Source organism: Microbacterium sp. DWRC1-3 (genome assembly GCF_049896645.1).
GTDB lineage: Bacteria > Actinomycetota > Actinomycetes > Actinomycetales > Microbacteriaceae > Microbacterium > Microbacterium maritypicum.
The window spans coordinates 860,415-883,145 of record NZ_JAFCUS010000002.1; the positions used below are offsets into that span (position 1 = coordinate 860,415).

Annotated in this window: 19 protein-coding genes and 1 tRNA gene; 11 read left to right on the top strand and 9 right to left on the bottom strand. The window is 69.1% G+C overall.

Features of this window, described 5'->3' with window-relative positions:
* Positions 1–6 precede the first annotated feature (6 nt).
* Both ACP699_RS16800 and ACP699_RS16805 read right to left on the bottom strand, forming a co-directional pair.
* On the bottom strand, positions 7–501 hold the full coding sequence (locus ACP699_RS16800) for a MarR family winged helix-turn-helix transcriptional regulator (RefSeq protein ID WP_055870746.1): 495 nt from the start codon (positions 499–501) through the stop codon (positions 7–9).
* A gap of 7 nt (positions 502–508) precedes the next feature.
* Entirely contained in the window at positions 509–1,006 is a 498-nt protein-coding gene (locus ACP699_RS16805; protein WP_426172398.1) for a GNAT family N-acetyltransferase, read from the bottom strand.
* Between the two features lie 111 nt (positions 1,007–1,117).
* Here ACP699_RS16805 and ACP699_RS16810 point away from each other — a divergent pair.
* The 7 genes from ACP699_RS16810 (at position 1,118) to ACP699_RS16840 (ending at position 7,798) form a co-directional block, all read left to right on the top strand.
* A tRNA-Gln gene (locus tag ACP699_RS16810) sits at positions 1,118–1,189 on the top strand.
* Between the two features lies 1 nt (position 1,190).
* Positions 1,191–2,621, top strand: coding sequence for a bifunctional UDP-N-acetylglucosamine diphosphorylase/glucosamine-1-phosphate N-acetyltransferase GlmU (glmU, locus tag ACP699_RS16815; RefSeq protein WP_055870751.1), 1,431 nt, complete (start codon positions 1,191–1,193; stop codon positions 2,619–2,621).
* Positions 2,622–2,627: 6 nt separating this feature from the next.
* Positions 2,628–3,662, top strand: a complete 1,035-nt coding sequence (locus ACP699_RS16820) for a ribose-phosphate diphosphokinase (protein WP_017828424.1) — start codon at positions 2,628–2,630, stop codon at positions 3,660–3,662.
* 93 nt (positions 3,663–3,755) lie between these two features.
* Positions 3,756–4,229: an FMN-binding protein gene (locus tag ACP699_RS16825; protein ID WP_151487149.1), complete on the top strand. Its 474-nt coding sequence runs from the start codon at positions 3,756–3,758 to the stop codon at positions 4,227–4,229.
* 14 nt (positions 4,230–4,243) lie between these two features.
* On the top strand, positions 4,244–5,143 hold the full coding sequence (locus ACP699_RS16830; RefSeq protein WP_426172401.1) for an FAD:protein FMN transferase: 900 nt from the start codon (positions 4,244–4,246) through the stop codon (positions 5,141–5,143).
* Complete coding sequence (locus tag ACP699_RS16835) at positions 5,140–6,714, top strand: FAD-dependent oxidoreductase (RefSeq protein WP_426172403.1); 1,575 nt, start codon at positions 5,140–5,142, stop codon at positions 6,712–6,714. Before ACP699_RS16830 ends, ACP699_RS16835 begins: the two co-directional genes overlap by 4 nt.
* A 250-nt stretch (positions 6,715–6,964) precedes the next feature.
* Positions 6,965–7,798 carry an endonuclease domain-containing protein gene (locus ACP699_RS16840; protein WP_426172405.1) on the top strand — a complete coding sequence of 278 codons (834 nt, stop codon included), beginning with the start codon at positions 6,965–6,967 and terminating at the stop codon, positions 7,796–7,798.
* Positions 7,799–8,032: 234 nt separating this feature from the next.
* On the opposite strand, the gene ACP699_RS16845 is transcribed toward ACP699_RS16840, so the two are convergent.
* From ACP699_RS16845 to ACP699_RS16855, 3 genes are all read right to left on the bottom strand, one after another.
* Positions 8,033–9,532: a sensor histidine kinase gene (locus ACP699_RS16845; RefSeq protein ID WP_426172407.1), complete on the bottom strand. Its 1,500-nt coding sequence runs from the start codon at positions 9,530–9,532 to the stop codon at positions 8,033–8,035.
* A 26-nt stretch (positions 9,533–9,558) separates the two neighbouring features.
* Positions 9,559–10,287 (bottom strand): response regulator transcription factor, encoded by a 729-nt coding sequence (locus tag ACP699_RS16850; RefSeq protein ID WP_017828429.1) that lies wholly within the window; start codon positions 10,285–10,287, stop codon positions 9,559–9,561.
* Between the two features lie 76 nt (positions 10,288–10,363).
* Positions 10,364–11,329, bottom strand: a complete 966-nt coding sequence (locus tag ACP699_RS16855; protein ID WP_426172410.1) for an acetylxylan esterase — start codon at positions 11,327–11,329, stop codon at positions 10,364–10,366.
* Between the two features lie 167 nt (positions 11,330–11,496).
* On the opposite strand from ACP699_RS16855, the gene ACP699_RS16860 reads away from it, so the two are divergent.
* Positions 11,497–15,465: a hypothetical protein gene (locus tag ACP699_RS16860; RefSeq protein WP_426172412.1), complete on the top strand. Its 3,969-nt coding sequence runs from the start codon at positions 11,497–11,499 to the stop codon at positions 15,463–15,465.
* A gap of 90 nt (positions 15,466–15,555) precedes the next feature.
* On the opposite strand, the gene ACP699_RS16865 is transcribed toward ACP699_RS16860, so the two are convergent.
* Complete coding sequence (locus tag ACP699_RS16865; protein WP_426172414.1) at positions 15,556–16,716, bottom strand: mandelate racemase/muconate lactonizing enzyme family protein; 1,161 nt, start codon at positions 16,714–16,716, stop codon at positions 15,556–15,558.
* A gap of 95 nt (positions 16,717–16,811) precedes the next feature.
* Positions 16,812–17,615 carry an IclR family transcriptional regulator gene (locus ACP699_RS16870; protein ID WP_055870787.1) on the bottom strand — a complete coding sequence of 268 codons (804 nt, stop codon included), beginning with the start codon at positions 17,613–17,615 and terminating at the stop codon, positions 16,812–16,814.
* Positions 17,616–17,842: 227 nt separating this feature from the next.
* On the opposite strand from ACP699_RS16870, the gene ACP699_RS16875 reads away from it, so the two are divergent.
* The 3 genes from ACP699_RS16875 to ACP699_RS16885 are packed head-to-tail and all read left to right on the top strand — an operon-like array spanning position 17,843 to position 21,001.
* Positions 17,843–18,781, top strand: a complete 939-nt coding sequence (locus ACP699_RS16875; RefSeq protein WP_055870790.1) for a carbohydrate ABC transporter permease — start codon at positions 17,843–17,845, stop codon at positions 18,779–18,781.
* Complete coding sequence (locus ACP699_RS16880) at positions 18,781–19,638, top strand: carbohydrate ABC transporter permease (RefSeq protein WP_426172417.1); 858 nt, start codon at positions 18,781–18,783, stop codon at positions 19,636–19,638. Before ACP699_RS16875 ends, ACP699_RS16880 begins: the two co-directional genes overlap by 1 nt.
* A gap of 49 nt (positions 19,639–19,687) precedes the next feature.
* Positions 19,688–21,001 (top strand): hypothetical protein, encoded by a 1,314-nt coding sequence (locus ACP699_RS16885; protein ID WP_426172419.1) that lies wholly within the window; start codon positions 19,688–19,690, stop codon positions 20,999–21,001.
* Positions 21,002–21,071: 70 nt separating this feature from the next.
* Here ACP699_RS16885 and ACP699_RS16890 read toward each other — a convergent pair whose 3' ends face one another.
* Positions 21,072–21,791: an SDR family NAD(P)-dependent oxidoreductase gene (locus ACP699_RS16890; RefSeq protein WP_426172421.1), complete on the bottom strand. Its 720-nt coding sequence runs from the start codon at positions 21,789–21,791 to the stop codon at positions 21,072–21,074.
* Complete coding sequence (locus ACP699_RS16895) at positions 21,788–22,705, bottom strand: dihydrodipicolinate synthase family protein (RefSeq protein ID WP_426172423.1); 918 nt, start codon at positions 22,703–22,705, stop codon at positions 21,788–21,790. Before ACP699_RS16895 ends, ACP699_RS16890 begins: the two co-directional genes overlap by 4 nt.
* Between the last annotated feature and the right edge of the window lie 26 nt (positions 22,706–22,731).

Below are 22,731 nucleotides of genomic sequence, written 5' to 3' on the forward strand. Positions count from 1 at the left end.
GGCCGGTCACGAGTCGAAGCTCAGACTCAGCTTGCGCAGCAGTCCCGCGAGGCGATCCCGATCCGAGCGGGAGAGGGCCTGCAGCAGATCCGCTTCCACGTCGACCAGACGCGTGATGGCGGCATCCACACGGATGCGGCCGTCGTCGGTGAGCGTCACCAGCACACTGCGGCCGTCACCGGGGTCTGCCTCGCGACGCACGAAGCGCCGTCCGACGAGACGGTCGATCCGGTTGGTCATGGTGCCGCTGGACACCAGTGTCTGCTGCAGCAGCTGCTTGGGGGAGAGCTGGAACGGCGCGCCGGCCCTGCGCAGCGCCGACAGCACATCCCACTCCCAGTGCTCCAGATCGCTGCGACGGAACACGTCACGGCGGGCGCGGTCGAGGTGTCGCGACAGACGATCCATCCGGGACAGGACCTCGAGGGGCGAGAAGTCGAGGTCGGGGCGCTGGGTGTTCCACGCGCCCACGATCCGGTCGACCTCATCCGCCTCGCTCATCCGCCCATTATCCCGTGTGCGAGTCGGCGATCACGGACGCCGCGGGCAGATCGAGTGTCATGAAGGTGCTGTACGGGTCGGCGGTGTAGCCCCCGAACGGTCCGCATTCACGGAAGCCGACTGCGTGGTACAGGGCCCGTGCCGGGGCGAAGAAGTCGGCACTCCCGGTCTCCAGGGAGATCCGACGGATGCCGCGGGCCTCGGCATCCGTCAGGAGGAAGCCGAGCATCGCGCGTCCGAGGCCGCGCCCGCGCAGAGCGGGGTCGGTGCGCATCGACTTGATCTCCTCGTGTGCGTCCTCGACCGCCGCCAGCGCTCCGGTGGCCACGGGGCGGCCGTCGAGGTGACCGGCGAACAGCCGCACACCAGGGGCGAGCAGACGCTCGAACACCAGGGCGTGACGACTCTCCGCCGGTGCCGTGTGCTCCATCTCCGCGTGATGGGCGACCAGGAACTCGGCGAGGGCGGGGCTCGCGGTCTCCACCCGTTCGATCACGATGCTCATCTCGTCAGCATCCCAGAGCCGTGTTTCGGCGGGATGACGAGCGGTGGTGTCAGCGGATGCGGAGCCGGAGCATGGCAGACTTGTCCCCGCGGCGTCCTCGGGGCGGCGCGGTCCGCCGTGGTGTAATGGCAGCACGACAGCCTTTGGAGCTGTTAGGTCTAGGTTCGAGTCCTGGCGGCGGAGCATGACTGGGAACAATCTCGCCATCATCGTCCTCGCCGCAGGCCAGGGCACCCGCATGAAGTCGCGCCTGCCGAAGGTGCTGCACCCGATCAGCGGTCGTCCGCTGGTGGGTCACGTCCTCACCACGGCGGGGCGGCTGCAGGCCGCGCACGTCGAGGTGGTCGTGCGACACGAGCGCGACCAGGTGGTCGCAGCTCTCCAGGCCGACTACCCGGATGCGGTGTTCGTCGACCAGGACGACATCCCCGGAACCGGACGTGCAGTGCAGGTGGCTGTGGATGCTCTCCCCGCCGACTTCGACGGCGACGTGCTCGTGCTCTCGGGCGACTGCCCGCTTGCCGATGCCGACACCCTCTCCGCCTTCCTCGCGGAGCACCGCGCCTCGGGCGCTCCGGCCACGCTGATGACGGCGCTGGTCGACGATCCGACCGGCTACGGACGCGTCGTGCGCGATGCCGACGGCGGCGTCGATCGCATCGTGGAGCAGAAGGACGCCAACGCCGAAGAGGCCGCCGTCCGCGAGATCAACGCCGGGATGTACGTGTTCCGTGCCGCGACGCTTCGGGACTACCTGCCCAGGGTCGGCGTCGACAACGCTCAGGGCGAGATGTACCTGACAGACGTCCCCGGCCTGCTGCGCCGCGACGGCGACCGGGTGGCGGCATCGGTCGTCTCCGACATCTCGGTCACCTTCGGTGTCAACGACCGTGCACAGCTGGCCGAGGTCGGTCGTCTGCTCAACCAGCGCATCGTGCGCCGCTGGCAGCTCGAGGGCGTCACCGTGATCGACCCGACCACCACCTGGATCGATGACGACGCGACGCTCGCGCCCGACGTCACGATCCTCCCGAACACGCAGATCCTGCGGGCCACGACGATCGCCTCCGGCGCCGTCATCGGTCCGGACACGACTCTGGTCGACTGCGAGGTCGGCGAGGATGCGATCGTCCGCCGCACCGACGCCACTCTCGCGGTGATCGGCGCCGAGGCCACGGTGGGCCCGTTCTCGTTCCTCCGCCCCGGCACGGTCCTGGGCGCCAAGGGCAAGATCGGCGCCTACGTCGAGACCAAGAACGCCGAGATCGGCGAAGGCAGCAAGGTGCCCCACCTCTCGTACGTGGGCGACGCCACGATCGGGCGCGGCGTGAACCTCGGCGCGAGCACGATCACCGCAAACTACGACGACGTGAACAAGCACCGCACCGAGATCGGCGACGAGGTGCACACCGGGTCGCACACGGTGCTCGTCGCGCCCGTTAGGCTGGGAGCCGGTGCGAAGACCGGTGCAGGCGCCGTCGTCCGCAAGGACGTCCCCGCCGGCGCTCTGGCCATGAGCGTCGCGCCCCAGCGCAACATCGAGGGCTGGGTCGAGAAGAACAGAGCAGGGACGGGCGCGGCGGATGCTGCGTCCCGCGAGAATTCGGCGGAATAGGCGGACATGGCGCGCAAGAAGAAGACGGTCGATCTGGATCGCGACAACGGCGTGGCCCCCGGGATCATCGCCAAGACCAAGAAGCGGCTCGTCGTCGCCGGCGGTCGCTCGCACCCCGAGCTCACCGCAGCCGTCGCCGAGGCTCTCGGCACCGAGATCGCACCGGTGGAGCACCGCACGTTCGCATCGGGTGAGATCTACGCCCGCTTCGAGGTGTCGATCCGTGGCGTGGATCTCTTCCTCATCCAGACGTTCGGCGAACCGGTCAACGAGTGGCTCATGGAGACGCTCATCATGATCGACGCCGCCAAGCGCGCCTCGGCCAAGCGCATCACCGTCGTCGCGCCGTACTATCCGTATTCGCGTCAGGACAAGAAGGGCCGCGGCCGTGAGCCGATCAGTGCCCGACTCGTCGCCGATCTGCTGAAGACCGCAGGCGCCGACCGTGTCATGAGCGTCGACCTGCACGCGGCGCAGATCCAGGGGTTCTTCGACGGTCCCGTCGACCACCTGTTCGCCAAGCCCGTGCTCCTGGACTACTTCGAGCGCACCCTGTCGCCGGCCGACCGGGAGATCCTCACCGTCGTGTCGCCGGACATGGGCCGCGTGCGTGTCGCCGACACGTGGTCGGACAGCCTCGGCGCTCCGCTCGCGATCATCCACAAGCGCCGCGACCCGAAGGTCGCCAACCAGGTCTCCGTGCATGAGATCGTGGGTGCCGTCGACGGCCGCACCTGCCTGCTCGTCGACGACATGATCGACACCGGCGGAACGATCGTCAAGGCGGCCCAGGCGCTCAAGGCGAACGGCGCCCACCGCGTCATCGTGGCCGCCACGCACGCGATCTTCAGCGACCCGGCATCGGAGCGGCTGCAGGACTCGTCCATCGACGAGGTCGTCATCACCGACACGATCCCGCTCACCGAATCGCGTCGCTGGGACAACCTGACCATCCTCCCGATCGCCCCGCTGCTCGCACGCGCGATCCACGAGGTGTTCGAGGACGGCTCCGTGACGAGCATGTTCGGCGGCGACGCGTAACGCATCGTCACGGCACAGCCCGCGCATAGCCGCCGTGCCTACGGTCGAATGGTCGACGAGCGCGTCGGCCGACACCGAGCCGGGAGGACCACAATGATCCGCACGACCGTACCGACCTCTGTCCGCAAGGGAACCGCACTCCTCGGAATCGCGGGACTCTTCGTCCTCGCCGGATGCTCCGGAACCGCTGACGCCGAGACCCCGAACAGCACCGGCAGCACGCCCGATGCCGGTTCTTCCTCCTCGTCGTCCGGCGGCGATTCAACGGCGACCTACGCCGACGGCACCTACACGGCCGAGGGCTCGTACCAGACGCCGGAGACGGTCGAGGAGATCTCCGTCACCCTCACGCTCGCCGACGGCGTCGTGACCGACGTCGAGGTCACGGGAGACCCGCAGGCCCCCGAGAGCAAGCAGTACCAGGGGCAGTTCATCGCCGGGATCGCCGACGAGGTCGACGGCAAGGCACTCGACGACCTGAACGTCAGCCGCGTGGCCGGCTCGTCGCTCACCAGTGGCGGGTTCAACAAGGCCGTCGAGTCGATCAAGGAGCAGGCCGCCTCCTAGGCGCCTGACTTCCCATGGCGAGTTGGCGCTTCGAGGCCATCGGAACGCACTGGGAGATCGAGACGACGGATGCCCTTCCGGAATCCGTGACGGCAGCGGTCTCAGCGGAGATCCAGCGCTTCGACCGCGAGTGGTCCCGGTTCCGCACGGACTCGGACGTCGTGCGCCTCGGTCGGGAGGGCGGCGCTCTGGCTTCCTCCGATGCCGGGCCCATGCTCGACGCATATCGCGAGCTCTCCGCCGCGACCGGAGGAGCCGTCAACCCGCTCGTCGCCGACAGCCTCGACGCGCTCGGATATGACGCGGGCTACTCTCTGACCGCGGGAGATCCGGTGCGCGCTCCCGATACCTGGGAGCAGCGTCTGTCCTGGACCGACACCGGGGTCACCGCATCCACCCCGGCCCTGCTCGATGTCGGCGCGCTCGGCAAAGGACGCCTCGTCGACCTCGTGACGGCGGTCTTGGCGGGCGTGCCCGGAGATCTCGTGGTCGACGCCGGCGGCGACATCCGCGTCCGCGGGTCCGGTGTGCGCATCGGCCTGGAGCATCCGTTCGACCCGACGAAGGCGATCGGGGTCGTCGAGGTGCAGGATCAGGCGCTGTGCGCCTCGGCGATCAACCGACGAGCGTGGGGGAGCGGGCTGCATCACGTGCTCGACGCCCGTACCGGACTCCCGGTGCGCACCTGGGCCGCGACCTGGGCGTGGGCACCGGAGGCGATGACGGCCGATGCGGTGGCGACGGCGCTCTTCTTCGACGGCGGCGACGAGATCGCGGCCGCCTGGGGCGTCGAGTGGGCGCGGATGAGTACCGACGGACGCGTGCAGCGTTCGCCCGGGTGCCCGGCCGAACTGTTCCTCGCCGCGGGGGAGTCGTCCCCGGCAGCCCAGAACTCGGGAAGAGTGGAAACGTGATCACCTCATTCGCCGCCGCACGTCAGCGGGTCCTCGCGGTGCTGGGCTCGCTGTCGATGTACCGCCTCGTGCTGTTCGCGCTCGTCGCTCTCGCGGTCATCGCCTTCGTGCTCTCGCTGTTCGGCGTGATCGTCTCGCCTACCCCGCTCGAGCTCGTGGCGTCGTTCCTCGTGCTCGCGGTCGTCATCTCCGCCGTCGACGCCGCGGCGCAGCGCCTGCTCCGACTGCCCTGGCGCATCGAGTCGTCGCTGGTGACGGCGCTCATCCTGCTGTTCGTGCTCCGACCGGGCGTCGAAGCCGGCGCGCTGCTCGGTCTCGCGCTCGCCGGTGCGGTCGCGAGCGTCTCGAAGTACCTGATCGCCTGGCGCGGGCGTCACATCTTCAACCCTGCCGCGTTCGGCGCCGCCGTGGTCTCGATCCTCGGAGCGTTCGGTGCCTTCGAGTGGCTGGGCACGTCGTCGTCGTGGTGGGTCGGCACGCCGGTGCTCACGATTCCCGTGGCCGTGCTGGGCCTCGCGGTGCTGTGGCGCACCGAGAAGATCCGAGTGATCCTGGTGTTCCTCGCCGTCGCCGTGGCCACATCGGTCGTGCGGCAGGCCGTGCAAGCCGTGGAGTTCGACATCGCCTTCGACGTCGCGACGGCTCTGCAGTTCGCGCTGGTGCAGTCGCCGTTCCTGTTCCTCGGAGCGTTCATGCTGTCGGAGCCGCTCACCCTTCCGCCGCGCCGCCGGCAGCAGCTCGTGGTGGCTGCCGTCGTCGGGCTGCTCGCGGGGTGGCCGATCTCGGTGGCCGGTCTCTTCACGCTCGGTCAGGAGCGCGCACTGCTGATCGGCAACCTGGTGGCGTTCGCCTTCGCCCTGCGCGGTTCGGTGCGGCTGGTGCTCGAACGGCGCGAGTTCGTGACCCCGACCGCCCAGGAGCTGACGTTCCGCGCCAAGGGCCGGGTGCGTTTCCTGCCGGGGCAGTACCTCGAGCTCGACGTTCCGCATCACCGACCCGATGCCCGAGGGACCCGTCGGGAGTTCAGCATCGTGTCGGCGCCGGCCGATCTGCCGACGCTGCGCATCGCCTACAAGAACGGCGACCAGAAGCATCCCTCGAGCTACAAGCGTGCTCTCGCCGCGGCCGAGCCCGGTGCGACCTTCGCGGTGACCGGAACCTGGGGCGACTTCATCCTGCCCCGCGGTGAGCAGCCGGTGCTCATGGTCGCCGCCGGCATCGGGGTGACGCCCTTCGTGTCGCAATTGCGTCAGCTGCAGGCGACCGGGCAGCAGCGCGACGTGGTGCTCGTGTACGTCGCCTCCGACGCCTCCGAGCTCGCCTTCCGCGAGGAGCTGGCAGCGACCGGCGTGCGCACCGTCGTGTTCACCCGTGACGAGCCCGCCGACCTCCCGGCGCACTGGTCGTGGGCGCAGGGCGCGCGTCTGGATGCGGAGACCCTCGAGCGCACCGTCGCCGACCTGGCCTCGCGCCACGCCTTCATCTCCGGCCCCCCGCGGCTCATCGCCGACCTCGCCCCCGCCCTGCAGAAGGCGCGCAACCTCACGACCGACGCCTTCGCCGGATACTGATCCGGGTCGCGGGCGCGACCCCTCACCCCCGTGTGCACGGTGCCCCCGTGCTCTCGCGTCCTTCCTCGTCCACCTGTCGGGAGCTCGGGCGAATGTCGGGTGATCCGACGGCGATTCGTCCGACATCCGCCCGGACTCCCGACGGGTGGACGGCACCTCTGTTCCTGCACAGTCGATGCGTGAATCGAATCTGCCCGTATATCCGGATGCTCGGCCCCCGCCACGAGCACGGGAGGTGCAGGATCGACGGATGCTCAGTGCCGCTTTCGTGACCGCCCGACACGGCGGAGTCGTCCGGGGCACCCTGCTCCAGAAGTATGGGATCACTCGTCGGATGCGCGCGGAAGAGGTGCGTGTCGGCGCGCTTCAGCGCGTGAGACCTGGGGTGTTCGCCGTGCCGGAGGCGAATGTGCACCTCGTGGAAGCCGCACGACACGGCGGTGCGCTCACCTGTGCACATGCGCTGCGACTGCACGGCGTATGGTGTCTCTACGACGAAGGTCCCGTTCACGTGTGGCTCGGCGGGCGAGGTCGTGCTCACCACGACGAGTGCGAATGCGTGGGGCACTACGACGCGGGTCGCGCGGGCGTCGGACTCGCACCGCTCGAAGAGGTGCTCGTCCATGTTTACCGTTGCGGTGGTGACGAGGCGTTCTTCGCCGCGCTCGAGTCGTCGCTCACGCAGCGGCTGATCTCCGAGGCCGCACGCCGACGAATCCGGAGTCGACTGCCGGCTCGGGCGCACTGGCTCGTCGATCTGGCCAGATCGGATGCCGACAGCGGGCTCGAGTCGCTGCTGCGGCTGCGGCTGCATGTGCACGGGATCAGGCTGGATTGCCAGGTGACGATCCCGACCGTGGGGAGGGTCGACTTCGTGGTCGACGACAGGCTCATCCTCGAGGCCGACGGCAAGGGCAACCACGCGGGCTCTGCGCACCGCCACCGGGATCTGGTGAGGGATGCCGCGGCGTCGGCGCTGGGGTACGAGACGCTGCGATTCGACTATGCACAGATCGTGCATGCCTGGCCCACCGTCGAGGCTGCCGTGATCGCCGCCGTCGTGCGTTTGCGCGAGCGCGGCTGACGTGGGCGCTGGTCCCGGCCCGTCCCTCCCCTCGACCTCGACGCGTGCGCTTGTCGGGAGATCGTCCGGATGTCGGGAGGAAACAGCCCCCACACGCCGGTCCACGAGCAATCTCCCGACAGGTGTGCAGGGAGTGCGGGTGTGCCGGGGAGCGGGGAGCGCGGGGTGTGCGGGTGTGGGGGTGTGGGGAGCGAGGAACGAGGGCGCGAGGCCCCGCGCGACTGTGCGGGGTTCTCACGCCTCCGCGGGGGCGTCGCCGGTCGTCGCCGGGTTCATGGGGATGCGGACGGTGAAGGTCGTGTCGCCGGGCTCGCTGGTCACGGTGATGAGGCCGTGGTGGCCCTCGACGATGGCCTTCGCGATCGCGAGTCCGAGGCCCGTGCCGCCGGTCTGCCGGGCCCGCGAGCTGTCACCGCGGGCGAAGCGGGCGAAGAGCTCGTCGCGGATGGCGGGGTCGATCCCTGGACCGTCGTCGTGCACGCGCAGCACCGCCTCGTCGCCCTCCTGCGCGACGCTGAGGGTGATGGTCGTCCCGGCGGGCGTGTGGGTGCGGGCGTTCGCAAGCAGGTTCGCCACGACCTGATGCATGCGCCCGGCATCTCCCACGATCGTCACGGGTTCGTCGGGCACGTCGATGTTCCAGTGGTGGTCGACCGCGGTCGGCCGCGCGTCCGAGAGGCCCTCGAGGGCCAGCTGGGTCAGGTCGACGGTTCCGTAGACCAGTTCCCTGCCCTCGTCGAGACGGGCCAGCAGCAGCAGGTCCTCGACGAGCCGGGTCATCCGCAGCGACTGGGCCTGGATGCGCTCCAGCGACGACGTCGTGCTCTCGATGACCTCGGGGTGCTCCGCCTGCGGGTCCGACTGACGCAGGGCGCGCAGCGACAGCTCCGAGTACCCGCGGATGGACGCGAGCGGGGTGCGCAGCTCGTGGCTGGCGTCGGCGACGAAGCGCCGCATCCGCTCCTCGTTCTTCTGCCGGGACGCGAGCGAGGTGTTCACGTGGTCGAGGAGCTTGTTCAGTGAGGCTCCGACGAGTCCGGTCTCGGTACGGGGATCGGCTTCGGAAGCGGGAACGCGCTCGGTGATGGTCACCTCACCGCGGTCGAGCTGCTGATTCGCGACCCTGGTCGCGGTCAGCGCGACGGCGCGGAGGGGACGCAGACCCACCCTGATGGTGATCGCGGTGGTCAGCGCCAGGAGGATCAGACCACCGATCGTCGCGAGCGCGATCACGGTCAGCAGCTGCGTGAGCTGGTTCTGGATATCGTCGCGGGGGAGACCGGTCACCACGATCAGGCCGTTGCTCGTCGGCAGCGCCATGACGCGGTAGGAGCCGAGGTCGGTGAGGGTGACGGTCGCGACCCGGGTATCCTTCAGCGACACCGCGATCTCGGCGAGCTGGGCGCCGGTCAGCGGATCGAGCGTTCCGGCGAATTCGTCGCCGTCCTCACTCTTCGCGACCACTCCGGAGAACCCTGTGACGGGACTGGAGACGACGAAGAGAACTCCGACCGGAGGTGCGGGGCTGCTCGCGAGCACGTTCTGCGCGGTCGCCGACGATGGAGCGACAGCCTGGGAGATGCGAACCAGCTGGTGGGCGTATTCGCTCAGCTTCTGGTCGAGCTGATCTTCCATCGTCTTTCCCAGCGTCGCGCTGGTGATGACGGCGACGATGATGAGGATCAGCGACACGAACCCGATCACGGCGGTCATCAGCCGTGTCTGCAGGCTCATCGGCCTTCTCATCATCGTCGCTGAGCTCACTGCGGGGCCTTGATCATGTAGCCGACGCCGCGCACGGTGTGCAGCAGCGGCGTGCGCCCGGCATCGATCTTCTTGCGCAGGTACGAGATGTACAGCTCGACGACCGACGACTTGCCGCCGAAGTCGTAGCTCCACACCCGGTCGAGGATCTGCGCCTTCGACAGCACCCGGCGCTCGTTGCGCATCAGGTAGCGCAGCAGCTCGAACTCGGTCGCGGTGAGCTCGATCTCGGTGCCGTCTCGCACGACCTCGTGGCTGTCCTCGTTGAGGGTGAGGTCGGCGACGCGCAGGATCGACTGTCCGTCGTCGGCGGTGGCGTGGCCGGTGCGGCGGATGATCGCCCGCAGTCGTGCGATCACCTCCTCCAGGCTGAACGGCTTCGTGACGTAGTCGTCGCCTCCGGCGGTGAGACCGGCGACGCGATCGCCCACGGCGTCCTTCGCGGTGAGGAACAGCACGGGGACGAGGTTGCCGGACTCCCGCAGACGCTTGAGCACGGACATCCCGTCGAGGTCGGGCATCATGATGTCGAGCACGAGCGCATCGGGTTCGAACTCGCGCGCCACCTGGAGCGCCTCCATGCCGGACGAAGCGGTCCGCACCTCCCAGCCCTCCATGCGCAGTGCCATCGCGAGCAGGTCGGTCAGCATCTGCTCGTCGTCGACGGCGAGGATGCGCAGGGGGGAGCCGTCGGGGCGGCGCAGTTCGGGCAGGTCGCTGGTCATGTGCCTATTCTGCGGAATCTCCTATGCGATTTCTATGGAGAACGCTATGCGTTGTCTGGGAGATCCGCAGGAGCGTTCAGATCACGCGCTCGTCGGGGAGCGCGAGGAAGTCCAAGCCGTCCTGCAGGGCGAGGCGGTCGGACAGCTCGCCGATAGGTCCGTCGAGATGACCGCAGGCTCGCACGCCGAGGCGCTTCGGGCCCGGCAGTGCGTGATACACCGCGAACTGTCCGCGCGGGTCGACGGCGGGATCGAGCACCGCCGCGCTGACGTGCACGGGCATGCGCAGGCGCCGTGCCGCGATCGCCGCGTCGAAGTAGTCGAGGACGGAGCGAACCTCTGGATGGTCGCGCAGGTGCCGGCGAACGGCCTCTCCGCTGCCCGTGCAGCGCCGCGAGAGGCGCACGTCGTGGTTGCCGAAGCTCGGGACGTCGAGGACCGCGCGTCGGAACCGGGTGTCCCAGGGTAGGGCCAGGGCGCCGATGCCACCGCCGAAGCTGCCGCCGCTGAAGTCGAGCGATCCCGCCACGGCGGGCGCGATCTCGAGGAGGATCGTGGCTGCGCGCCAGATGTCGGCTGCGCTGAAGCGATGCGAGTAGGTGTCGCGATGGGCGATGCCGGCCAGGACATGCTCGTCTGGCGGTGCGGGGAAGCGGCTGGCGGTGCCGACATGTGTCCCGGGGGCGACGGGGAAGATCGCCGCGGTATGGGCGGGCACCCGCTCGACGTCGGGTCCCGTGCGACCGCCGTAGCCGTGCCCGACGACGAGGCCGCGCCGCGCGTCGGCGACGGCATGGGGCCGCATCACGAAGGCGGTGGCGTGTTCATCGGCCGAGGAGCGGAAGCGGATCTCCATCACGCGATGCGTCGCGGTCTGGGGGTGCTCGCGAGTGAGCTCCCACGCCACCACTCCCGCACCGAACTCCTGGAAGGTGCCCCGCCAGAAGGCGTCGAAGTCCTCGGGTTCGGCCGGTGATTCGGGGGGAGCGAGGAGCGCACTCAGCGAGTACTCCGTCATCTCCTCGCGAGGGGTCTGGGTCACCGCGGGCGTCCTTTCGGGGTGGTCTGCCTCGACGACGCTACCGGTGTCGAGCGGAAGCGGCGGCGGGGGGATCGGTGAGGCGCGTTCCATTGACATGATCGCATATGAATTGCAGTATGTGGATCATGGATTCAATAGCTGGCGATGGAGCCGAAGACAATCCCCTGATGTGGAGCCGACGCTCCGTGCTGCGAATGCTCGTGATCGCCGGTGTGCTTCCTCCGGTGCTCGGCTCGTCCTCCGGCTCGGCACCCGCTGCGGCCACCGAGCTCACCACGCCGGGCGGGGTCTATGCCGATGCGCTCCGCCGCCTGGAGAAGCCGAATCTGGCGTTCTCGCAGGTCGCCCAGCTGGTCGGCCAGAACCACCGGATGACTTTTCTCCAGGCGACGTGGGACGGCGGGGCGACCATCGTGCGCGACCTGGAGATCAAGCACAACGGTGGCTGGTTGTCGATCACCGACCCCGCCCATCGGTTCGATGAGCAGTGGCTCGTGCTGGAGGGGGCACTGCCGACGGGGAGCGCCCCGGAGCTGTACGGGCCGCTCGCCCCGAGCTGGCTCGGTTTCACCTCCTACCAGGTACTCGGGCCGCAGGCCATCGAGCTGACCACGAGCACCGACGATGTCGATCTGGTCGTGCGGTGGAGGCTGGAGGGCGCTCACCCCGAGGCTCACCACGTGCTCACGGCCAAGACCGCCGGCGACTACATCGTCGGCTACCAGAGCCAGGACACGAGGTCGCTCGACGACCTCGACGAGGTGCTGTGCGGTTCGTACCAGCATGCGCTCTCGGTGCTCGACGGCTCCGCGCCCCTGGGTGCCTGGGAGCTCTTCGCGCCGATGGCGCTGACGCAGTACTCCGTCGGCGGCGTCGCCGTCACCTCGGGGGTGTACCTGCCGTCTGAGGTCGCCGAATTCGTGCATGAACGTCAGCTCATGGCGGACCGGCAACCGTACGGGATGAGCCTGCGCAACGACAGCCTCGACATCGTGCCGTCCATGTACTCGCCGCAGCCGGGCCTGCGCACGGCCATGACCGTCGGACAGCAGCGGGGATTCGCGTTCGGCATCGCCGCTCGTGCGGACACCCTGTACGGCACCTACGCGCAGCTGTGCCGGAACGAATACGGTCTGAGCGCCTATCGGCACAACGTCTACGACCGATCGCTCACGGATGCCGTGCACGCGATGACAGCGCTGATCGCGGTGGAGCCCAGCGGCGACGACTCGGTCGACTACGTCCCGTCGTACTCGGGCTGGTGGAACCGCGCGAAAGGCTTCGTCGACGTCGAGAACGAGGATGCCGTCCGCGCCGCGGCGAGCGGGGTCGTGCTCGCCGCGCACTATCTGACCGGAACCGCCGACAGCACGCTGTACGACCGTCGCGCGCGGCCGCTCGTGGAGTATCAGCTCTCCCGCAAGGGCATCGGGCACACGCCGATGATCGGCAGCCCGGTCTACAACGACAAGACCCAGTACCGGATCGGGCGGATCCCCACCGATGCCGTGAACCTCGCGTCGCTGTACCAGCTCACGCACGGCCGGAATGCGGGCATCCAGCGGCTCGCGGTGCAGGCGACCAAGGCCGGCGTGGTCGGTCAGAGCAGGGCGCCGTTCTCGAACGCGCTGGCGACGTACCGGGTCACGGGGGATCCGGCCTATCTCGCGGAGGCGACGCTGATCGCGCGGCGCTACTCGCAGGAGCAGATCCTCACGCCCTATCGGAGCAACGGACAGCCGCCGGGCGGCTTCGCGTACAGCTTCTCGAAATACTGGGTCGACCTGCTGGAGATGTTCGAGGCGACGGGGGAGACGGAGTTCCTGGACGGGGCATACCGCGAGGTGCAGCGCTTCATCACGCAGACCGCGGTCCGCCCGGTGCCCGACACCACCGTCACCGTGCCGGTCGGCTCCGTGATCACGCAGCAGTACGACTGGGAGTCGCGCTCCTCGCTCCCGTCGTACCCGACGACGAGCGTGCAGAGCGAGACCGTGCCCGCCTGGTACGTCTCGACCTCGGGGCTGACGTTCGAGGCGCTGTCGTCGTTCAAGCTCGGCGTCAGCACGTTGACGAACCCGGGCGGAGGGTACGTGTTCAACCCCTGCTGGGCCGGAGCCCTGCTGCGCCTGGCGCATCACACCGGTGACGAGCTGATCGCCGACATCGCGCACAACATGGTGATCGGGCGCTTCACGACGTATCCCGGCTACTACGGGCGGCAGTTCCAGGTCGCGCACATGAAGCCCGACTTCGCGACCAGCGGGCCGGTCGGGATCACCGGGTACTACTTCCACCACGCGCCCGCCCAGCTCGGTCTCGCGATGGACTACCTGATCAGCGAGAGCTTCTACCGCAGTGCCGGCGCGATCGAGTTCCCGCACGTGTTCGAGGCGGACTTCGCGTATTTCAAGTTCTTCGCCTACGGTCACGCGCCGGGGACGTTCTTCGGCGAAGGCGGCGTGTGGCCGTACTTCCCCGAGGGGCTGATCGCGGTCGACAACCCTCTGGTCAACTGGATCGGCGGCGTCGGCAACGAGGCCCTGTACGTGAGCCTCACGAACTCCGCCGGCACCGCGCAGCAGGTGGTCGTCGACCTCTCCACCGATCTCACCGGCCTACCCCGCAACTCGTCGACCACGGTCGAGGTGGTGGCCGCGAACGGCGCCCGCTCGACCACGGCGGCCCAGAACGGCCGCGTCACCGTCACGGTGCCTGCTCGCGGGTTGGTGGCCCTGGTGGTGCGGAACGTCACGGTGCAGAGGCCGGGGCTGCCGTTCGACGACATCGTCGATCACGGGCGCGACAGCTTCCACGAGGTCGACTCCGATCCGGCGACCGAGTACGGGGTCGCGCGCGGGATGCTCCTGGTCCGTCCCGACGGGCAGGGGTACGACGCCTACGTGCAGATCGACACCGAGCAGCAGGCCACGCTGTCGTACCGCATCGGCACGCAGGCGGTGCAGCAAGCGCCGCAGAAGGCATACCCGTTCGAATGGACGATCCCCGTCGACGACCTCACCAAGACGTTCCGATACACGATCACCTTCGGGGACACGACCACACCCGAGGTCACGCTGCGACTGCCCGCACGGATCAGCGGAGCGAACCCCGGCCTCGCGGGCGACGTCATCGCGCAGGCGACGGGAACCGCGGGCGACCGTGTGCCGCTGATCATCGAGGTGCGAAACGCCACCGACGATCCGATCACGGGCACCGTGGCGGTGACCCTGCCGTCGGGCTGGCAGATCGACGGTGCGGTCCCGTCGATCTCCGTTCCCGCGCAGGGCTCGGCGCGGGTGGAATCCGCGGCCGTCATCGCGGCCGCCGCAGCGCTCGGCGAGGTCGAGGTGAAGGCGAAGCTGACGATCGCCGGCGAGGAGCCCGTGACGCTGCGCCCCGCCGCGATCGAGGTGATCGACCGGCGCCGGCTGGTGTCGCTCACCTCGGACGTCGAGATCGTCAGCGGCCCCGGCGCGGTAGCCACACTGACGGCTCTGGTGATCAACACCGGGGTCACCCCGCTGCAGGGCACCCTCGCGCTCTACGGCCTCACGGGCTGGAGCGTCGGGCAGCAGAGCGCGACGATCACGGTGCCGCCGAGGTCCGATCTGACCCACACCTGGACGGTGACGGCAGGGGCCGGCGTCGCACCGGGATCGTCGACCCGATTCGAGGCGCGGCTGGATCAGACGCTGCGTCGAGGGGTGCTCGTGCGGGTCGCCGACGAGGGCGTGATCGCCCATACCCAGTCGCCGTGGCCGGGCTATCTGGAATCGGGAAACTGGTACCCCAGCGGGCTCTCGGGCTGGAACGGCACCCGCACGCGGTACAGCGATTCCGACTCGGTCGGCAGCACCGTGACGTGGAACGTCGATCTGCCGCAAGCGGGGCTCTACCGCGTCTCGGTCTGGTACCCGACGAACCCCACGACCACGACCTCGGCGGCCTACGTCGTCGAGCATCAGAACGGCAGCTCCGAGGTGATCGTGGATCAGACGCAGGGGGCGGCGGCCTGGCGCTCGCTGGGCTCGTTCCGCTACGGCGCGGGGGCGACCGGGACCGTGCGGCTCGAGGTGCGCAACACCAGCATCCACCGGGTCAGTGCGGCGCAGTTCGTCCGCATCGGAGACTGACCGGCGCGCGCCCAGACGACGAACGGGTGGGTGGGACCGGAAGGAATCCGGTTCCACCCACCCGTTCGTCTTCGGCAGGAGGGGAACGCGTCAGTGCCGCACGTACTCCTTGATCGCGTCCTCGTCGACGGTCACGCCCAGTCCCGGCCCCGTCGGGACGATGAACCCACCGTCGGCGCGCACCTCGAGCGGCGTCGTGAGCAGGCGGTTGGCGACCGGGAGTGTGAACGGCTGGTATTCGAACGCGAGGAGCGAGGCGGCGCTCGCCGCGACGTGCACGCCGGCAGCCATCGCGATGCCGAAGGCGGCCGAATGGTGAGGTGCGACCTGCACGTGGAATGCGTCGGCGACCGCGGCGATCGCGAGGCCCTCGGTGATGCCCGTGCGACCGATGTCGGGCTGCGTGAGTCCGACGGCGCGGCGGGTGAGCCAGTCAGTGAATTCGAAGCGGCTGCGCATCGCCTCGCCGACCGCGATCGGGGTGGCGAGCGCGGTCGCCAGGTCACGGTGGCCCTCCACGTCTTCGGGAGCCAGCGGTGCCTCGAAGAACCAGGCCTTCCGGTCGTCGAGCTCCCGGCCGAGTGCCCGCGCCTCGCCGAGCCGGTACGTCCAGTGCGCGTCGAGCGCGACGTCGAGGTCGGGGTGGACGCCGCGGACCGCGTCGTAGGTGGCGAGGTCGGTGCGGATGTCGACGCCGAGGTGCAGCTTGATGCGGCGTACACCGCCCTCGACGAGCTCGGCCGCCTTCTCCGCGCGCTCGACGTCATCGACGCCGCGGATCCCCGAGACGTAGGTCGGCAGCACCTCGTGGAAGCGGCCGCCGGCGAGCTCGGACACCGAGAGGCCGGTGGCGTGACCCCAGAGGTCCCACAGTGCGATGTCGACGGCGGCCATGGCGTCGGCCTGGTGACCGGTGAGGTGACCGCGCTCGCGCATCGACTCTGTCATGCGGTGCCAGAGCGTGCGCACCGAGCGCGGGTCCTCGCCGATGATGAGCGGGGTGAGCAGGTTGTCGACGATCGCGCCCGCCACGACGGGGGCGACCGGCGCCAGTGCCTCGCCCCAGCCCACCAGACCTTCGTCGGTCTCGATCTTCACGAGCAGGGTCTCGTAGCCGGGGGAGTACAGGCTCCGCCAAGGCGGACGGATCACGTAGCCGCGGTGGTCGACCGCGGTGTCGCCGGCGTAGGAGTTGTTCGCCTCCTCTTTCGACAGGTAGAGGGGGAAGGTCTGGACGCGCGTGATTCTCACAGGGGTCTCCAAAGACATCGAGGGGCGAGCGGCCGGCGGCTGGTGCCGCGGTCAGGGATCAGGATCGGATCAGGGGGCCGCCTCGCGGCCGGGCGTCAGAGCGCCGCGAACGCCGACGCGGTGCGGGACGGGCTGTAGCCGAGAGCCACGGAGATCTCGTCGGCGGCCTCGATCAGCTGCAGCGCGAGTTCCTGGTGCGGGGCGTGCAGGTCGAGCACCGAGAGGGGGCCGCTGGCCGAGATGCCGGCCACGATTTCGCCGGCACGGTTGCGGATCGGGGCGGCGATGCAGGCACGTCCGAAGGCGAGCTCTTCGATCTCGGTCGAGTAGCCGCGACTGCGCGTCTCGTCGAGCGCGAGCTGCATGCTGTCACGGTCGACGATGGTGTGCGGGGTGAATCGCTGCGGCGCCTGCGCGAAGTACTCGTCCACCTGCGCGTCCGTCATGCCCGAGAGCAGCGCCTTGCCGATGCCGGTGGCGTGCAGCGGGCCCGTACGACCCGCCATGTCGAACGACTTGGGCGCGAGTGCTCCCTCGAAGTTGCACAGGTACATGAATGTGAAGCCGCTGAGCTCGGCCACGTTCACACCGATCTCGATCCTGCGAGCGAGGTTCTGTGCGATCTGCCGCGATGCGCGGAAGATGGGCGAGCCGTTGAGGGCGATCGTGCCCAGGGACACGGCCGCGGGGCCCAGGCGGTAGAGCCCGGTGCGTGAGTCCTGCACCACGAACTTCATGCGATCGAGCGCCGACATCATGCGCGAGACGGTGGACTGGCCGAGGCCGGTGAGAGTGCAAAGCTCGGAGACCCTCAGCTCACCGGATTCCTCGGTGAAGCATGCGAGCAACGACATCGCCCGTTCGACGGTCTGGGTGCCGCCCACCGATTCCGATGCCATGGTCACTCCTCCTCAGTGCTGCCGCCGCGGATGCGACGCCGCGGTCGATCGCCGCTGCCAGTCATCCTATTCAGAGAAATAGCTTCAAGCAACACAAATGTGGGTGTCTTATGCATCTTGTGGATTTCGCATCCGCATTGTGGTTAACTGGCCGCACGTCGACGTTGACGACTGTGACGACGACGCGCAGGGCCCCACGGGGTCGTCTCTACTGGAAAGTGACTGCAATGCAACAAGCCATACTCGAGCGGCCCGCAGAGAGCGAGCAGAAGGCCGTCGAGCCACGCTCCGGGCGACGCTCCACGCTGGGCGCGAAGGATCGCACCTTCGGTTTCATGATCGCACTTCCCGCGGTCCTGCTGTTCCTCGTGATCGCGATCTTCCCTCTCGTGTCGAGCATCTTCACGAGCCTCTTCGACCAATCGCTCCTGCGCCCCGAGCGCACGTTCGTGGGTTTCGACAACTATGCGGCCGTCTGGGAGGAGTTCTTCGCCCGGCTCGGCACGACCGTCGTGTTCGCGTCGCTCGCCACGGTCTTCCCCCTCGTCCTCGGCGTGGCGCTGGCACTGCTGCTGAACGCCCGCATGCGCGGACGCAACATCCTGCGCGGCGCCCTCATGCTGCCGTGGCTGCTCCCGGGTGTCGTGGTCTCCTTCCTCTGGGCGTGGATCTTCAACGACAGCTACGGCGTCGTCAACCATGTGCTCTCGGTCTTCGGCCTGCCTGAGGTGAGCATGCTCGGCACCCCCACGGGAGCGATGGCCGCCGTGGTCATCGCCAAGACCTGGCACTCGTTCCCGTGGATCATGGTCGTCGCGCTCGCGGTGCTGCAGACCCTCCCGAGCGAGCAGATCGAGGCCGCCACGATCGACGGCGCGACCCGCTCGCAGCGGTTCCGTCACATCTCGCTGCCGCACATCGCCGGGCCCGTCACCCTCGTCGCGGTGCTGGAGTTCATCTACAACTTCGGCAACTTCGACACCATCTTCGTCATGACCGGCGGCGGACCCGGCAACTCGACCACGACGCTCGCGGTCAGCCTCTACGACCTCGCCTTCGGCAGCTACGAGCTCGGCAAGGCCTCCGCCATGGGCGCGCTGTGGCTCGTCCTGCTGGCGATCATCACGAGCGGATACCTGTTCCTCAACCGACGGCTGGAGAAGTGATGCGCCGTAGTCGCGACGTGGGGGAGTCGATCATCCGTCCCCACCTGTCCATCCCGGGGCGCGTCCTGCTCCTCCTGCTGGCCCTGTTCGGCCTGCTGCCGGTGTACTGGCTCACGGCCACCGCCTTCACGAAGAAGGAGGACGTCTTCTCCCTCGACCGTCCGTTCTTCCCGGTCGACCCGACGTTCGAGAACTTCATCGGCTTCTTCCAGAACGACCTGCTGCTGAAGAACCTGCTCAACAGCATCATCGTCTCCACCAGCACCGCCCTGCTCGCGGTCCTGGTCGGCGGGCTGATGGCCTACTCGCTTTCGAAGTTCCGCTATCGCGGGCGCAACGCCATCATGTTCATGTTCCTGATCGGCCAGCTGATCCCGGGTGCACTGCTGCTCATCTCGCTGTACCTGATGCTGAGCTCGGCCGGTCTGCTGTACACCTACACGGCGCTGATCATCTCGTTCACGACCTTCACGCTGCCGCTCGCGGTGTTCCTGCTGAAGGGCATCATCGACGCCCTTCCCGACGACATCCTCGAGGCGGCCAAGGTCGACGGGCTCTCGCGCACGGGAACGATGTTCCGCATCGTGTTCCCGCTCGTGGTCCCCGGCCTCATCACCGCGGGCATGTTCGCCTTCATGCGCGGGTGGAGCGATCTGCTCTTCGCGCTCACGCTCGCCGGCCCCGACAAGCAGACGCTGCCCGCCGGTCTCACCCAGGCGTTCATCCGCGAGGGCACCGCCGACTGGCCGGCGCTCATGGCGGCGTCCCTCATCACCTCCCTGCCGCTCGTCCTCATCTTCATCCTCCTGCAGCGCTACTTCGTGTCCGGCCTCGCCGCCGGAGCGGTCAAGGGCTAGCGATGCACCGCAGAACAGCTCGTCCCCCTCACCCCGAAGGAGCAGTCTCATGAACCTCTCGAACTCGCAGCTGAGCCGCCGAGCCTTCCTCGGAGGCGGAACCGTCCTGGCCGCGTTCGGCGCTCTCGCGCTCGCCGGCTGCGCGACGCCCGCCGCGCCCGGCACCGGCGCCGGGGCCACGGCCGCCGGAGCCACGAAGGCCAAGACCATCAACTTCTACGGCAACTCGCTCGGCGAGGAAGCCCTGAAGTCGGCGTGGCAGGGCATCCTCGACGGCTTCTCGAAGCAGGAGGGTGTCAAGGTCGCCCCGGTCATCTACCCGTACGATCAGGCCGCCACGCAGCTGGCCCTGACCGGACGCTCCGGCAACCTCATGGGCGTCGGGCAGTCGGGCGGCTGGCAGGTGCTGACCCCGATGAACGTGCTCGCCGACCTCACCGACCTCGCGAAGGGGCTGGGCATCCCGCAGGGCGTGCTCGACTCGTACACGATGGACGGCAAGCTGCTCGTGCTGCCGCTGACGGCTGCCGGCATCGGCATCATCACGAACGGCGAGATCGCCAAGAGCGTCGGCATCACCTCGGGCATGACCGTGGAGCAGTTCGCCACGGCGCTCGAGAAGATCAAGAAGCAGGACTCCTCGCTGATCCCGTACGCCGCTGTCACCAAGAACCCCGACCTGAAGGACGCCGTGCCGTGGATGTGGGGCTTCGGCAGCGATGTCGTCACCGATGACCTGAAGTGCACCCTGGGAGACGCCGAGAGCGTCAAGGCGGTCACCTGGTACAAGTCGCTGCAGGACGCCGGGCTCACGCAGACGAACGTGGCGCGCAGCGATGCCCGCATCCTGTTCGCGAGCGGGCGGGCGGCCCTGTACGACGACGCCCCGCTCGCGTCGACCTTCGTCAAGACGAACGGCGCCGCCCAGAACATCATCGACAACATCGGCGCCATCTCGCGTCCGACCGCCGGTGGCAAGGACTCGTACAACCGTGCCTGGGGCAGCGGTGTCTTCGCGACGGCGGGCGAGGGAGAGCTCACGAGCCGCGACTTCATCCTCTACGCGGCGACGAACGTCGAGGCCGCGACCGCGCTCTACGAGAACTCCGCCGTGGCGCCCGCCGCCAAGAGCGTGGCCGACAAGATCCCGGCTCTCGCCGCCGACAAGTTCCAGGGCGCGTTCCGCACCGAGGTCTCCGAGCACGCGCGCGGCGCCGCGTGGGATCGTGTCGCCGTGACCGCCCAGATCGATGCGGCCATCGGCGCGGGGGTCGCGACGATCCTCGCGGGTCAGGTCGAGGCGCAGGCCGGTCTCAACGCGCTGAAGAAGGAAGTGCAGGGGCTCCTCGACGCCAACGCCTGATCCGAGCGTTGCTCACGAAGAAGGCCGCGTCCCGGGAGGGGACGCGGCCTTCTTCGTCGATGTGCGCGGGTCAGAGCCAGCGTTCCCGCAGCACCGGCTTCAGCCAGGCCGCGGGGGAAGAGATCGACAGCCCCCCGTCGACGGCGATGGAGGTGCCGGTGACGAAGGAGGCGGCGTCGGAGGCGAGGAACGCCACCACCGACGCCACCTCCTCCGGGCGGCCGATGCGTCCGAGCGGGTATCCCTCGCTCTCGCCCGTGTCGGCGGCCGAGATGCTTCCCGGTTGCACGGCGTTCACGCGGATGCCGCGGGGGCCGTTGTCGAGGGCGAGCTGACGGATGAGGCCGTCGACGCCCGCCTTCGCGGCCGCGTACGCGGGCAGGGCGGGTGCGGCGAGGGACGAGTTGACCGACGTCACCGCGACGATCGACGAGCCCGCGGAGAGCCGGGGAAGGGCCGCTCGCGCCACGAAGAACGCGGAGTCGAGTGTGGCGCCCAACGCGCCGCGCCAGTCCTCGTCGCTGGTGTCCTCCGCGCGGGCGATCGGCATGCGCCCGGCCGCGAGAACGACGACGTCGAGTCGGCCCAGCGCCTGCTCCGCATCCGCGACGGCACGGTCGGCGGCCTCGGGTCTGCTGCAGTCGGCGGCGAGGTACCGCGCGAAGACGGGATCGTCGGAGTGCTCGAGCCCCACTCCGACGACGGCGTCTCCGCCGTCGACGAAGGCGCGGGCGATCGCGAGGCCGATGTCGGAGCTGCCGCCGATCAGCAGAACACCGCGGCCGCTCACACCCGCACCGTGGCCGGGATCGGCGGAAGGGCGAGCTCGTCGATCACGAGCTTGACCGAGGCGCGGCTGCCGGCGTCCAGGCGCGAGGCCGGGTAGCGCACGGTCGCATGGTCGATCACGCCACGCGCGACGAGGACCTCCTTGTGCACCGCCCACGCGATGCCGCCCTGCAGACCGATGAGCACGAGAGGGAGCATACGACGGAACTCGGCGCGAGCCTCGTCGACGCGCCCCTCGAGGAACTGGGCGAGCACGGGGCCGAGGAGGTCGGGGAACTCACACGCGGGCATGGTGCCGACGGCGCCCCTGGCGTATTCCTCGAGGCAGAACTGGGCGTTCTGCCCGCCGAGCACGGCGAAGGCGGGATCGTCGATGGCCGAGACGACCGCGCCGACCTTGGGGGCGGTCGGGGGAGCTTCCACCTTGACGGAGTCGACGCCGTCGAGGCGGGCGATCTCGGCGATCAGCGCCGGTGCCATCACGACACCGGTGACACCGGGGGCATCCTGCACCATGACGGAGAGCGAGGTGGCGTCGGCGACGTCCCCGTAGAAGTCGACGAGCGTCCCGGCCGGAGGCTTCACCATGAACGGTGGAAGCACCATGAGGGCGTCAGCGCCCCCCTCTTCCGCGAGCAGCGCCTGCTCGATCGAGGTCGCCGTGGAGGTGCCGTTGACGCCGGCGATCACGGGGACCCGGCCGTCCACCACCCGGACGACATCGTCCAGGATCGTGCGTCGCTCCTCGGTCGTGAGGGCGAAGCCCTCGCTCGCCATGCCGAAGACGGCGACGCCGTCGACGCCGGACGCGAGCTGGAACTCGACCAGCCGGCGCAGGCCCTGGCGGTCGAGGGCACCCGACTCGTCGAAAGGTGTTGCCAGGATGGGCATCAAGCCGTGGAGTGTCGGAGCCATCAGCTGTTTCCCCGCTTCATCATCGT

What these genes read in the sequence shown, in the direction of transcription:
- ACP699_RS16895 (WP_426172423.1), bottom strand. Translation starts at nt 22,705, where the DNA reads ATGGCTCCGACACTCCACGGCTTGATGCCCATCCTGGCAACACCTTTC.
- ACP699_RS16800 (WP_055870746.1), bottom strand. Translation starts at nt 501, where the DNA reads ATGAGCGAGGCGGATGAGGTCGACCGGATCGTGGGCGCGTGGAACACC.
- ACP699_RS16885 (WP_426172419.1), top strand. Translation starts at nt 19,688, where the DNA reads ATGAACCTCTCGAACTCGCAGCTGAGCCGCCGAGCCTTCCTCGGAGGC.
- ACP699_RS16860 (WP_426172412.1), top strand. Translation starts at nt 11,497, where the DNA reads ATGTGGAGCCGACGCTCCGTGCTGCGAATGCTCGTGATCGCCGGTGTG.
- ACP699_RS16850 (WP_017828429.1), bottom strand. Translation starts at nt 10,287, where the DNA reads ATGACCAGCGACCTGCCCGAACTGCGCCGCCCCGACGGCTCCCCCCTG.
- ACP699_RS16880 (WP_426172417.1), top strand. Translation starts at nt 18,781, where the DNA reads ATGCGCCGTAGTCGCGACGTGGGGGAGTCGATCATCCGTCCCCACCTG.
- glmU (WP_055870751.1), top strand. Translation starts at nt 1,191, where the DNA reads ATGACTGGGAACAATCTCGCCATCATCGTCCTCGCCGCAGGCCAGGGC.
- ACP699_RS16820 (WP_017828424.1), top strand. Translation starts at nt 2,628, where the DNA reads ATGGCGCGCAAGAAGAAGACGGTCGATCTGGATCGCGACAACGGCGTG.
- ACP699_RS16840 (WP_426172405.1), top strand. Translation starts at nt 6,965, where the DNA reads ATGCTCAGTGCCGCTTTCGTGACCGCCCGACACGGCGGAGTCGTCCGG.
- ACP699_RS16825 (WP_151487149.1), top strand. Translation starts at nt 3,756, where the DNA reads ATGATCCGCACGACCGTACCGACCTCTGTCCGCAAGGGAACCGCACTC.
- ACP699_RS16870 (WP_055870787.1), bottom strand. Translation starts at nt 17,615, where the DNA reads ATGGCATCGGAATCGGTGGGCGGCACCCAGACCGTCGAACGGGCGATG.
- ACP699_RS16805 (WP_426172398.1), bottom strand. Translation starts at nt 1,006, where the DNA reads ATGAGCATCGTGATCGAACGGGTGGAGACCGCGAGCCCCGCCCTCGCC.
- ACP699_RS16845 (WP_426172407.1), bottom strand. Translation starts at nt 9,532, where the DNA reads ATGAGCCTGCAGACACGGCTGATGACCGCCGTGATCGGGTTCGTGTCG.
- ACP699_RS16830 (WP_426172401.1), top strand. Translation starts at nt 4,244, where the DNA reads ATGGCGAGTTGGCGCTTCGAGGCCATCGGAACGCACTGGGAGATCGAG.
- ACP699_RS16875 (WP_055870790.1), top strand. Translation starts at nt 17,843, where the DNA reads ATGCAACAAGCCATACTCGAGCGGCCCGCAGAGAGCGAGCAGAAGGCC.